General features: G+C 69.0%; 12 protein-coding genes. 5 read left to right on the top strand and 7 right to left on the bottom strand.

Going from position 1 to position 12171, the window contains the following annotated elements; genetic code table 11:
- The first annotated feature begins 76 nt into the window (after window positions 1-76).
- Complete coding sequence (locus LVY72_RS15445; RefSeq protein ID WP_237822447.1) at window positions 77-1699, top strand: helix-turn-helix domain-containing protein; 1623 nt, start codon at window positions 77-79, stop codon at window positions 1697-1699.
- A 35-nt stretch (window positions 1700-1734) separates the two neighbouring features.
- Here LVY72_RS15445 and LVY72_RS15440 read toward each other — a convergent pair whose 3' ends face one another.
- From LVY72_RS15440 to LVY72_RS15430, 3 genes are read right to left on the bottom strand one after another with little or no spacing between them, the layout of a single operon-like run.
- Window positions 1735-2505 (bottom strand): FAD:protein FMN transferase, encoded by a 771-nt coding sequence (locus LVY72_RS15440; protein ID WP_237822445.1) that lies wholly within the window; start codon window positions 2503-2505, stop codon window positions 1735-1737.
- On the bottom strand, window positions 2502-2933 hold the full coding sequence (locus LVY72_RS15435; RefSeq protein ID WP_237822443.1) for an FMN-binding protein: 432 nt from the start codon (window positions 2931-2933) through the stop codon (window positions 2502-2504). Before LVY72_RS15435 ends, LVY72_RS15440 begins: the two co-directional genes overlap by 4 nt.
- The gene (locus tag LVY72_RS15430) at window positions 2930-4333 is read right to left on the bottom strand and encodes a ferredoxin reductase family protein (RefSeq protein ID WP_237822441.1); all 1404 of its coding nucleotides are present in this window, start codon (window positions 4331-4333) and stop codon (window positions 2930-2932) included. Before LVY72_RS15430 ends, LVY72_RS15435 begins: the two co-directional genes overlap by 4 nt.
- Window positions 4334-4437: 104 nt before the next feature.
- Here LVY72_RS15430 and LVY72_RS15425 point away from each other — a divergent pair, with 104 nt between their 5' ends.
- Entirely contained in the window at window positions 4438-5526 is a 1089-nt protein-coding gene (locus tag LVY72_RS15425; protein WP_237822439.1) for a glutathione S-transferase family protein, read from the top strand.
- 16 nt (window positions 5527-5542) lie between these two features.
- On the top strand, window positions 5543-6280 hold the full coding sequence (locus LVY72_RS15420) for a gamma-glutamyl-gamma-aminobutyrate hydrolase family protein (protein ID WP_237822437.1): 738 nt from the start codon (window positions 5543-5545) through the stop codon (window positions 6278-6280).
- On the opposite strand, the gene LVY72_RS15415 is transcribed toward LVY72_RS15420, so the two are convergent.
- The 3 genes from LVY72_RS15415 to LVY72_RS15405 all read right to left on the bottom strand — a co-directional run bounded on the left by LVY72_RS15415 (window position 6277) and on the right by LVY72_RS15405 (window position 8707).
- Window positions 6277-6852: a PKD domain-containing protein gene (locus LVY72_RS15415; RefSeq protein ID WP_237822435.1), complete on the bottom strand. Its 576-nt coding sequence runs from the start codon at window positions 6850-6852 to the stop codon at window positions 6277-6279. The two genes, LVY72_RS15420 and LVY72_RS15415, sit on opposite strands and share 4 nt — an antisense overlap.
- A 343-nt stretch (window positions 6853-7195) precedes the next feature.
- Window positions 7196-7834: a DUF6318 family protein gene (locus LVY72_RS15410; RefSeq protein ID WP_237822432.1), complete on the bottom strand. Its 639-nt coding sequence runs from the start codon at window positions 7832-7834 to the stop codon at window positions 7196-7198.
- Between the two features lie 99 nt (window positions 7835-7933).
- Window positions 7934-8707 (bottom strand): MerR family transcriptional regulator, encoded by a 774-nt coding sequence (locus LVY72_RS15405; RefSeq protein WP_237822430.1) that lies wholly within the window; start codon window positions 8705-8707, stop codon window positions 7934-7936.
- A gap of 99 nt (window positions 8708-8806) precedes the next feature.
- Here LVY72_RS15405 and LVY72_RS24765 point away from each other — a divergent pair, with 99 nt between their 5' ends.
- Entirely contained in the window at window positions 8807-9778 is a 972-nt protein-coding gene (locus LVY72_RS24765) for a DMT family transporter (protein ID WP_237822428.1), read from the top strand.
- A gap of 87 nt (window positions 9779-9865) precedes the next feature.
- The gene (locus tag LVY72_RS15395; RefSeq protein ID WP_308190828.1) at window positions 9866-11296 is read left to right on the top strand and encodes an HNH endonuclease; all 1431 of its coding nucleotides are present in this window, start codon (window positions 9866-9868) and stop codon (window positions 11294-11296) included.
- Here the strand turns inward: LVY72_RS15395 and LVY72_RS15390 are convergent.
- Complete coding sequence (locus LVY72_RS15390) at window positions 11293-12171, bottom strand: 3-hydroxyacyl-CoA dehydrogenase family protein (protein ID WP_237822426.1); 879 nt, start codon at window positions 12169-12171, stop codon at window positions 11293-11295. The two genes, LVY72_RS15395 and LVY72_RS15390, sit on opposite strands and share 4 nt — an antisense overlap.

The following is a 12171-nucleotide window of genomic DNA, read 5'->3' as shown; positions in this document are numbered from 1 at the left end:
CCATCCTCACCCACCTCCGTGCGGTCCGGTATTGGCATGCTGTAACGAAAACAGCCAGGAGATTTACACTATGTAAATGATGACTGTGGGCGAGGTCTTGGACCTTCCGGTGCTGGCCGCCGGGGCACCGGAAATCCTTGCCGGCCGGGACAAGCTGCAGAACCCGGTCCGCTGGGTGCACGTCGCCGAACTCACCAACCTTGCCGGCCTGCTCGGCGGCGGCGAGCTGGTGCTCTCCACCGGCCTGGGCTTCGGCGGCCACGCGGAAGCGGCCCGCCGCTACCTGGCCGATCTGGAAGCGATGGGCGCCGCCGGCGTCGTCGTCGAACTGGCCGGGGACGGCAACCGGGAACCGGCCCGCGCCGCCCTGCGCGAGGCCGCCGCCGGCGCCGGGCTGCCGGTGGTCATGCTCAGACGGCAGATCCGGTTCGTCGAAGTGACCGAAGTGGTGCACCGGCAGATCGTCGCGGCCCAGCTCGCCGAGGTGGAACGGGCACGCCACGTCCATGAGGTCTTCACCATGCTCAGCCTCGAGGGTGCCGGGGCGGAGGAGATCGTGAGCCAGGCGGCGGGCCTGATCGAGGCGCCGGTGGTGCTGGAGGACGCGGCTCACCTGGTGGTGGCCTTCGCCGCCGGCCGGCTACCCGCGGCCGAGCTGCTGCGGGACTGGGAAGCGCGTTCCCGGCTGGTGCATTTCCGGGAGGAAACCACCCGCTCCGGTATCGAGGGCTGGCTGCAGACCCCGGTGGGACTGCGCGGCCAGCGCTGGGGGCGGCTGGTGGTGCCGGCCGCGCTGGCCGGCGGCCCGGAGCGCGAGGCTGCCGTGTCCATGGTGCTGGAACGGGCCGGGCAGGCCCTGTCCATCAACCGGATGGCCGAGCGCGACCAGCGCGAACTGACGCTCCAGGCCCGGGCCGGCCTGCTGCAGGAACTGCGCCGGCCCCGGTCCCTGGGCGAACCCGAGGCCCTGGCCCGGGCCGCCGCCCTGGGACTGCGGCCGGCCCCGCTGTACCTGCCGGTGGTGCTGCGACTGGACCGCGCCGGGCAGGAGCCGATCGAGCTGCAGCGGCGGGAGCGGGCCCTGCTCGAGCTGGTCCACCGGGTGCTGACCGCCTCACGGAACTCCGCGCTGTCCGCGAGCCTGCAGTCCGGCTCGGTGGCCCTGCTGCTGGCCGTGCCGGCGCGCCAGCTGGAGGACCCGGTGCTGGAACGGATCTGCGGACAGCTCGCGGACGAGGCCGGCACCGGCGCACTGCGCTTGACCGCCGGCGTCGGCCGGGCCCGGCAGACACTGCTGGCCGCCGCCGCCGGGCTGGATGAGGCGGCGCACGTCGCGGAAACGGCCAGTACCCTCAAGCCCGGGGGCCGCCGCTTCTACCGCTCCACCGACGTCCGGCTGCGCGGCCTGCTGGCGCTGCTCAGCCAGGACCCGCGGGTGCAGGCCTTTGTGGAGGCGGAACTGGCGGGAGTGCTGCGCGCCGACGGCGGCTGGTTGCCGCTGCTGGAACGGTATCTGGAATGCGGCGGCAACAAGGCCGAACTGGCCCGGACCGGGTTCCTCAGCCGTCCTACCCTCTACGCCCGGCTGACCGAACTTGAGCGCCGGCTCGGCGTGCGGCTGGACGATCCCGAGTCGCGCACCTCGCTGCACGTGGCGGTCCTGCTGCACCGCCTCAGCCACGAAAAAAATGGCGAGTAGGTGGCGGGCGGGCTCGGCCGCTGGCACAAAGCCGGTCAGGGTCGCTTCCAGCCGGGCGTGCCAAGCAGGCTTCCATCCGGCCTAACGGCCAGCACCTGGACCGGCCAGCGCCGCACCGCCTCCTCGAGCAGCGGCACTCCGCCGGCCAGCACTGCGGTGGCGAGCACATCCGCCGTCACGATGTCGGCGGCCAGCACGCTGACCTGGGCCAGCGGCTCGGCGCCGGCGGGGGACCAGATGTGCGCCCCGCGCTCGGAGCTGCCCGAGGTGGCCAGTGCCTGCCGGCCGGGGCCGAGCGTGACGTCGGCCAGCAAGGCACCGCGGTCCGCGGGATCCACGATGCCGGCCCGCCAGGCCGCGCCCGGACCCGGTCCGCCGTGCGTGAGCACGTCGCCGCCGGCATTCAGGCACCAGTCCGTCAGCCCCAGCCCCAGCAGGACCTCCCCGGCATCGCGGATCGCTGCCGCCTTGACCACACCGGACAGGTCCAGCACCCCGTCCGTCCGCACCGGGGTAAAGACGCCGTTGGCCTCCAGTTGCCAGTGCATGGCCAGCGCGTACATCTCCCGCACTTTCGGACCGGCCGCGGCCAGGCTCAGCTCCCTGGCCGCGATGCGGCTGAGCTCGGAGTCGGGCCGGTACAGGCTGAACCTGCGGTCGTAGCCGGCAAAGGTGCCCTCGACCGCGGCTGCAGCCTCGTCCAGGATGCCGTCCGCGGCACCGGCCGTCAGGCTGACGACGGTGCCCATGCTGTCGAAGACCCGGGTGGCCCTGTCCCTTCGCTCGGTTGCCGCCGGCCCGGTCATCGGGTGTTGTCCAGGGCGGACTGCAGCGAGGATGCGTAGGCCTCGCTGGTGTAGGTGGCCCCGCTGATGGTCTGGATATCGGCCGACTGGGCGCTGAGCACTTCAGAGCGCAGCATCGGCTCGACGGCGCTGCTGATCCGGGCCGAATGCCCGTCATTCTGCGGCAGCTGCAGGGCGGCGACGTCGGTAATCTTCCCGTCCGAAACCGTCACCTGGACCTGCACCGGCCCATACCGGGTCTGGACCGTCTGGCCCTGGTAGCTGCCGCTCGGGGCGGCGGAGGACCCGGCGCCGTCGCCGGAGGCCGGAACCGTTCCTCCCGAACCGGCCCGCGCCACCGCCACCTCGTGCGCGGCGCCGGCCTGCCAGCCTGCCGCCACGATCCCGGCCGATGCGGCCAACGCCAGGGTCAAAGTCCTCAGTCTCACCAGCTGAACCTTTCATGATGGAGTTGGCCGGACGGGGTGCCACGGGTTCGTGCGTCCTGCAGGACCAGGTCCGCCCAGTCCCGCGGCCCGCACACGTAGACATCCGCCTCCGCTATCCAAGGTGCGTAGGAAGCCAGCGTGTAGCCGCTGGCGGCGGAGGCCTCGGGCAGCCAGGAGCCCGGCCGGCGCCGGCCCACTTCGGTGAAGAGCACGGCCCCCTTGGCCACACACAATTCATGGATTTCCCGGTACAGGTACAGCCCCGCCTCGTCCGGGGCCCGGAGGATGACCACGGCCTGCCCCGGGGCGAAGCGGCCGCCTTCCAGCAGTGAGCGGACCGGGGTGATCCCGATCCCCGCGGCGACCATGACCACCCGGTCCGCGGTCCGGGCCAGTTCGCTGAACAGACCGTACGGGCCTTCGATGGCGGCCCGGGTGCCCGGCCGCAGCAGGGCCAACTGCCCGGAGCCGCGGCCCAGGCTGCGCACCGTGATCCGCAGCCAGCCCTGGCTGCCGCTCGGGGCCGGGTCCGCAGACAGCGAGAACGGGTGCCCGTGCCACCACATCCCGGGGCCGAGGAAGCGCCAGATGAAGAACTGTCCGGCCCGGGCCTGCAGCCCGGCCAGGTCCCGGCCGGTCAGGTAGACGGAGAAGGTGTCCGGCCCCGCCGGTTCCACGGCGGCCACCCGCAGGTCGTGGTGCAGCGTGCGGTAGACCGGCAGGACCACCCGGTAGCAGGCCAGGGCCAGCACCGTGCCGGCGTAGAGCAGAATCCAGTACCAGCGCTGGACCGTGCCTTCCGCGAAGAGCTGCCCGGTGCTGAACTGGTGCGGCAGCGCCGCCAGCACGGCCACGTAGCTGAGCAGGTGGATCCCGTGCCAGACCTCGTACGGGTAACACCGGCGGACCGCCACGATGGACGTGGCGACGACGGCGATCAGCAGGCCCAGGCCGATGAAGGCCAGCGGCATGTCCTGCATGGTGGTCCACATCGAGACCGCCTCCGCGAAGGGATTCAGCCCCTCCAACGCCCCGTAGCCGGCCAGCAGCAGTACCGTGTGCGCCAGCAGCAGGTACAGTGCCGGCTTGCCCAGTTTGCGGTGCAGTTCCAGCGCCCGGTCATGGCCGATGGTCCGGTCCACCACCGGCAGCCGGGCCGCCAGCAGCAGCATGACGAAGATCAGGTCCGTGCCGATCAGGCCGGCCAGGATGCCCAGTTGGGTCAGTGCGCCGGCGGCAGTGGAGAAGCCATAGGCACCGCCGTCGGCCAGGAAAAGCGCCACGACCACCGCCACGGAGCCGACGACGAGCACGGTGAGGAGGTCCTCGCGCCACAGCCGGCGCCGGTGGAGCCGTCGGAGGGGCGGCGTGGAGACGCTGCCCGAAGCATTAGTTGACATGTACTAACCATCCGGCCGGAACCTGAGCTGCGGCTGAGAAGAGCCCCAGCCCGGTATATGGATCCGGTCGGGCGGCCTGAGGTGCCGCGGTCTAAGCTGGAACCATGAGCCAGGCGACCAGCACCGACCAGAGCACGGCCTTCAGCACCAGAGGTGCCTACGTCCACACCGGCGAGGAATTCAACCGCGATACCAACTACATCGAGGACCGGATCCTGCGCGACGGCGACAACCCGCAGGCGGGCGAATGGCCGGTGGAAGCGGGCCGGTACCGGCTGATCGCCGCCCGCGCCTGCCCGTGGGCCAACCGCACCATCATCGTCCGGCGGCTGCTGGGCCTCGAGGACGCCATCTCGCTGGGCCTGCCCGGACCCACGCACGACGTGCGTAGCTGGACCTTCGACCTGGACGAGGACGGCAGGGATCCGGTGCTCGGCATTGAACGCCTGCAGCAGGCCTACTTCAAGCGGTTCCCCGGCTACCCGCGCGGCATCACGGTGCCCGCCATCGTGGACGTGCCCTCCGGCGTCGTGGTCACCAACAACTTCGCGCAGATCACCTTGGACTTTTCCACCGAGTGGTCCGGACATCACCGCGACGGCGCGCCGGACCTTTATCCCGAACACCTGCGAGGCGAGATGGCCGCGGTGAACAAGCGCGTCTTCACCGAGGTCAACAACGGCGTCTACCGCTGCGGTTTCGCCGGCAGCCAGGACGCCTACAACAATGCATACGACAGGCTCTGGACGGCGCTGGACTGGCTGGAGGAACGCCTCGCCGGGCAACGCTACCTGATGGGGGAGACCATCACCGAGGCGGACGTGCGGCTGTTCACCACGCTGGTGCGCTTCGACCCGGTCTACCACGGGCACTTCAAGTGCAACCGCAGCAAGCTCACCGAGTTGCCGGCGCTGTGGGCCTACGCCCGGGACCTGTTCCAGACCCCCGGCTTCGGGGACACGGTGGACTTCGTGCAGATCAAGCAGCACTACTACATCGTGCACGAGGACGTGAACCCCACCCAGATCGTGCCGCAGGGTCCGGACCTGGCCAACTGGCTCGAGCCGCACGGCCGCGAGGCACTCGGCGGCCGGCCCTTCGGCAGCGGGACCGCCCCCGACCCGGTCCGCCCCGGAGAACGCGTGACCGCCGGCCACAACCCCCTGTATCCGGTGCAGGACCCCGCCCGCTGACCTTCAGGAGCCACGGATGGACCAGACCGCAGGCCGCCAGCCGCGCATCGCCGTCAGCTACGCCCGCACGGCCGCCAGCCACCCGCCGCGGTTCAGCGCGCATCTGGCCGAACTGGCCGCCCGCGCCGCCGCCGGCGTCGAAGCCGCCGGCGGACACGCCGTCGTCGTCGATTCCGCCTCCGGGCAGGTGTTCAGCGCCGAGGATTTCGACGGCGTGCTGATCCTGGGCGGCGGCGACGTGGACCCCGCGCGCTACGGCGGGAACGGTGCCGAGCCCACCATCCACTGCGTGGACACGCAGGCGGACGAGACCGAAATCGACCTGGTGATCGGCACGCACGAACTGGGCAAACCGGTCTTCGGCATCTGCCGCGGCCTGCAGCTGATCAACGTGGCCTTCGCCGGCAGCCTGGTCGAGGACCTGGGCCCGGACTCGGTGCACAAGAACCACCGTGAGGCGGCGCCGATGGCCCTGCACCAAGTGGCCGTGGAACCGGGCTCCCTGCTCGCCGGTGCGCTCGGTGCCGGACCGGTGCAGGTGCGCTCCGGCCACCACCAGGCGGTGCGCCGGCTCGGGGACCGGCTGAAGGTGGTGGCCAGGGCCGGCGACGGCGTGGTGGAAGCGGTGGAGCTGGCCATGCCGGACGAAGGGTGGCTGCTGGCGGTCCAGTGGCATCCGGAGGACGAGGGTTCGCCGGACGGGCAGCTGGCGGAGCTGATGGTCCCGTTCGTCCAGGCCTGCCGGGGGAATTAGCGGGCTGTTCCGCAGGCGGTGCCGTTGGGGTTCTGCAGGCAGTTGTCGGCGTAGTTGTTGACCTTGGACCGCCAGACGCTGATGTTTGCAGGTTCGGCGGTGAACGAGCCGGTGCCGGGGACGGGAACGGCCGGGCCGCCGTTGACGCTGTAGGTGCCGCTGAAAGTGGTGGTCAGCGTGACCTGGAAGTCGCCGGTGTCCTTGTAGGCATGGCTGGTGGCGGTCTTTTCGCCCCAGCGGTCCTGCGGCAGCGGACCGCCCGGCGCAGTGGTGGGTCCGAGGCCTGCCCCGTCACCGTAGCTCCAGGTGTATTCGACCGGTGTGGCCGTTACTGCCACGTCCTGGTCAAGGATGCGGATATTGAAGGATTGTTCGGCGGCCTTGGCGTAGACGTTGGTGTGGGCACCGACCAGGGTGTGCGGCGAGGGCTGGATGGTCGACGTCCCAGCGTGGACCGGCAGGGACCTGAAGTCGGAGAGAATGCGGCCGGCAATCCGGTCCAGGACGTCGTCTGGATTGCTGGAGTAGATGCAGCCGAATTCTCCGACCACCGTCCAATCGGAGAATCCCAATTCATCGCTCCGCCAATACCATTGCACCGGAACCCCGTCTTCGCCGTTGGTGCACGTTGGAACTCCAGGTAAGCATTGTTTGGCTATATTGTCCCCTTCTAGGCATGCTCTTTCGTATTTATACTCACGATTGCCTTCAATGCTACTGCCGGGTTGGATTCCCCAGAGTTCCGTGCCTGGAAGCTGGGAATACCTTCCCGCGATTATTCCTTCGTTAGTCCAATACGGCGAGCCGCCTTGGTTCTGGGCTGTGGCCGGAGGGGGGTTCCAAGAGGCAAGAAGTGAAGCTCCAATTATTGCTGCCAATATCCAGATGAGCGCACTGAGCTTTCTACATAAGCGACTATGGACCCTCGATAACGCCGACATCGTGCGCCACCCATCCTGTCTCCCCGTAAGTAGCCAAGAAAAGGTCAATCATCTCAGAAGGTGAACGGTCTTCGACTTTCTTGCCGCCCCGGCCGTAAAGCTCGGATCCTGCCATCTTGATATGAACCGGTGATTGGTAAACACCAGCGGTGTCAGCAACAAAATTATCGCTTACCTGCAGCACGTTGACTTGGCCCCCGACTATCCACTTTTTCTCGGACGCCCACCGATCCAGACCGTCGTACACGGCTTCACACCGGGTGCAGTTTGTCGAAGTAACGTCACGCAAGGGGCCCAGATTCGAGGATTCGTAAGCGTAATTCAGCAAGGCGTACCAATACTTGACGAACGCCTTGAGCCCTTTGACCGACTTTTCCCGCGCTGACTCGGGCAGCTTTGGTACCGGCACGTTTTCGGCCGGGCCGTCGGCCGAGGCAGGCTTGTACACCGCCGTCGGGCTCGGCGTGGCGGTTGCCGGTGCCGCGGCGGGAGTGGATGCCGAGGGCACCGGCGTTCCGGCGCCCTCGGCATCGCCGCTGCAGGCACCCAGTGCCAGGGCGCAGGCTGCCGCAAGGACGACTGATATTCGGGCGCGCGCGGATGGAACGGTCACACGGCTCACCTAGACCCCCATGTACTGGCTGGGCTGTTGACTCAACTGCGAGCAGTCTATGCAGATTACCGAGGCCGGTGTGAGCGTTATCCACAGTTTTCAGACAAGATACCGGTCGGCATAGACCCGCATCGCGTCGCGAACAAACCGCGCACCGGCGTCGCCACCGTAATTGGCGCCGAACCGCGGATCTGCGACGTACATTTCGCCCAGCCCGGTGAAGTAGGCGTAGGAGACCTCCTGCCCGCCGTTGGCGCCGGCGAGCCAGTCGAACTGGCGCCGGGCCAGGTCCTGGGCATCGGCGCTGTCCGGACCGGCATCGGAACCGGCGGCCGCGATCCAGTCCGCCTGCAGTGCCCTGCTGCGCTGCAGCCAGGCCCGGCGGCCTTCTTCGCCCAGACCGCGCCACCACCTGTCGCCCCGGGCATAGGCTTCCTTGCCCCAGCGTTGCTCCACCTCGTCCTTGTACTGGGTGTGGTCGAAGCCGTCGAACATTTCCTCGGGCATGAGCGTGGCCCCCCTTTCTGATTTGCCGATGGTTGTGCGTACGGAGGCGATCCGGCGGTCCAGCCGGTCGCGCTCCTCGAGGAGGACCTCCAGATGCGTGCGCAGCGCCGCGATGGTGTCCGTGCGGCCTTGCAGCACCCCGCGGATCTCGTCCAGGCCGAGTCCCAGCTGGCGCAGCAGCAGGATCCGCTGCAACCTCAGCAGGCACGCGCCGTCGTAATACCGATAGCCGTTGTGGCCCACGCGGCTGGGCTGCAGCAGGCCGGCGGTCTGGTAATGCCGCAGCGTGCGGCTGGTGGTCCCGGCCGCCTTCGCGATCTCCTGGATGGACCATTCCGGTGTTCCCTGGCCGCTGTCTGTTCTCATGGTTACCAGTATGGAAGTTGACGTAACGTCAAGGTCCAGCACGGGTGGAAACGGGCTGCCAGTCGCTGTGGCTTTCGCAGGAGCCCCTAAACTGGGGCAGTGCCTGAGTCCCGTTCCATCATCCGTGTGCCGGCCGCCGTCGCGGTGGTGCTCGCCATGGGCGGGGGAGTGGCACTGGCCGTGCAGGGCAAGCTGAACAGCGAGCTGGGTCTGGCCCTGCATGACCGGATTGGGGCGGCCCTGGTCAGCTTCGCCACCGGATTCGCGGCGATCCTGCTGTTTGCGCTTGCGGTACCCGCCGCCCGGGCGCGGCTGCGCGGGGCCGGGCAGGTGTTCAGGCAGCGCAGCTATCCGCGGTGGTATCTGCTGGCTGGCGCCGTCGGGGCATTCTATGTGTTCAGCCAGACCGCCGCCGTCGGCGCCGTGGGACTGTCCCTGTTCACCATTGCGATCGTGACCGGACAGATGATTTCCGGGCTGCTGGTCGACCGGCTCGGGCTGGGTGCCGGCCGGAGGATCGACGTCAGTCCGGTGCGGGTGGGTGCCGCCGCGCTCGCCTTGGCGGCGGCGGCGACGGCGGCGGTGCCGCATTTCGACGCCGGCGGCGCGCACGGGCTGCTGGCGGTGCTGATGATCCTGCCGCTGGTGGCCGGCCTGTTGCAGAGCGTCCAGCAGGGGATGTTGGGACGGATCGCGACGGTCCACGGCAGCCCGGTCATCTCGACCTTGCTGAATTTCGGCACCGGGGTGGTCCTGCTGCTGGCCATCTGGCTGATCCAGGCGGCCGCCAGCGGCCGGACGGGCCTGGCCACGCCGCAATGGTGGCTGTACCTCGGCGGCCCGCTGGGCACGCTGGTGCTTGGCGCAGCAACAATCTGCACTGCCAGCCTGGGCGTCCTGGTGATGATTCTGGCCGTCACCGGTGGCCAACTGGCCGGTTCGGTGGTCTTGGACCTGCTCTGGCCCTCTGCCGGTAGCAGCGTCGACGCCGCGACTCTGGCCGGGATCGGGTTGACCTGGCTGGCGCTGCTGCTGGCGGCACGGCCGTGGGGGAGTCGTAAGGCAGGCTGAAGGCCGTTTGGCTGCCGCGGTGCGTGGTTATCCACAGGGCGGACAGCTCCATTTTTTGTTCTAGTTGCCCAAGCTAGAATCGTATTCATGTTCGAAGAACTGCTTCGTGACAATTCCTGCGGGTCCGTCGTCGACGTGGACTCGTCCACGGTCCGGCAGTGGGTCGAAGCTCTGGCAAGTATGGACCAGGACGTCGACGGCACAGAACTGATTGACAGGATCCGGGCATTGGAGGATTTGAAGGCCTCCGCCGCGGCCGCCCAGGCACGGGCCACGGTGGCGTTCGACGCCGCACAGCGCAGGATACGGGCAGAGGCGGGTGTTCCCGCTGAGAAACAGGGCAAGGGGATAGCAGGCCAGATCGCCTTGGCCCGACGCGAATCGCCGACCCGTGGCGATACCTGCCTGGGCCTGGCCAAGGCCCTGGTATCCGAAATGCCCCATGCCCTCCGTGCCTTGGAGTCCGGAGAACTGAGCGAATGGCGCGCCACGCTGCTGGTACGGGAGACAGCTTGCCTGTCCGTGGAAGACCGTGGCCGGGTAGACGAGGAACTGGCCGGGGACCGGGAATTGCTGGCAGACCTGGGAAATCGGAAGCTGGTTGGTGAAGCGCGCCGATTGGCGTACCGGCTGGACCCACAGTCGGTGGTGCGTCGTGCGCGCAAGGCCGAGTCGGATCGCCATGTCAGCTGCCGGCCCGCCCCTGACACCATGACGTATGTAACCGGACTGTTGCCAGTGAAACACGGTGTGGCCGTGTATGCGGCGCTCTCCCGCGAGGCAGACCGCCTCCGGGCCGCCGGTGACGAACGCGGCCGGGGCCAGATCATGGCGGACATTCTCGTCGAACGCGTGACCGGGCCGTCGGCCGCCGGCAACGCCAGGATCGAAATCCAGCTGGTCATGACGGACCGAACGCTCTTGCAAGGGGACAGCGAGCCCGCACAGCTGTCCGGCTACGGCGTGGTCCCGGCCCAGTGGGCGAGGGATCTGGTCCGCACCTGCACTGCCGGGAACGACGGTCCTTCCGCCGTTTCGGAACGGATCTGGCTGCGCCGGCTCTACACCGCACCCGACACCGGCCGGCTCATCGCGATGGACTCGCGTGCACGACTGCTGCCGGAAGGCCTGCGCCGCCTGGTCCAAGTCCGGGACGCCACCTGCCGCACCCCGTGGTGCGACGCTCCGATCCGGCACCATGACCATGTGCTGGCCTGGGACGCTGGCGGGACCACCAGCGAGGCCAACGGCCAGGGCCTCTGCGAGCACTGCAACCAGGTCAAGGAAGCCGCCGGCTGGCGGGCCGGCCCGGTCCCCGGGCCTCGGCACAGCGTCGAAATCGTCACGCCGACGGGGCACCGGTACCGTTCCACTGCACCGCCGCTGCCCGGCACGGAACCTCCGGGCCGGCCGCCGGGCAGGGAAGAGCCCTCCCGGCGGGTTCGGGGCCGCTGTGGACCTGTCGACTACTTTTTGCCGCGGCTTAGGACCGGCCGGCTTCGGAAGAAGCCTGCTTAGTAGCTGTACCACCCCTGCCCGGATTTGCGCCCCAGCCTGCCTGCGGCCACCAGCGCGGCGACCTGCGGGTCGGGCCTGTCCGCCTCGTTGCCGGTCTCGGCGTAGGTGGCCTGGGCGATGAAGTCGATGACGTCCAGGCCGACCAGGTCCATCAGCTCGAACGGGCCCATCGGGTGCCCCAGTGCGGTGCGTGCGGTGGTGTCGATGTCTTCCTTGCTGGCGATGCCGGCGGCGGACAGGGCCAGGGCTTCGCGCTGGATGGCGCCCATCAGCCGGTTGGCGATGAAGCCGGGGATCTCGCGGTTGATCAGCACCGGTTCCTTGCCGAAGCGGCGGGCCAGTTCCATGGCGGTGTCCACGGTGGCCTGCGAGGTGTCCGGGTGCCGGACCACTTCCACGCATTTCATCACCAGGGCCGGGTTGAAGAAGTGCATGTTGCAGACCCGGTCGGCCCGGCCCGTGGCGGCTGCGACCCTGGAGGAGCCCAGGGTGGAGGAGTTGGTGGCCAGGATGGCGTGGTCCGGGGCCAGGCGGCCGAGCCGGGCGAAGATCTGGCCCTTGATCTCCAGCTGCTCGGTGGCGGCTTCGATCACGAAGTCCGCCCCGGCCGCGGCGGCGTCCAGGTCGGTGGTGAAGTCCAGCCGGCCCAGGGCGGTCTCCGCGTCCGCGGCGTCCAGGCGGCCCTTGGCCACGTTCGCCTCCAGCCGCGCGGACAGTTCCGCCTTGGCCTGGGCGAGCATCTGTTCGGAAATGTCCTGGACGGTCGTGTCGTAGCCGGCCAGCGCCGCGACCAGGCCGATCTGGCTGCCCATGGTGCCGGCGCCGATGACCAGGATGCGCCGGATGCCGTCGATGGAGGGGTGGATGTTCGTCAT

Origin of the sequence: Arthrobacter hankyongi (assembly GCF_022012395.1) — a bacterium.
GTDB lineage: Bacteria > Actinomycetota > Actinomycetes > Actinomycetales > Micrococcaceae > Crystallibacter > Crystallibacter hankyongi.
Note: the sequence above shows the minus strand (reverse complement) of the source record. Positions and strands in the feature narration are given on the sequence as shown.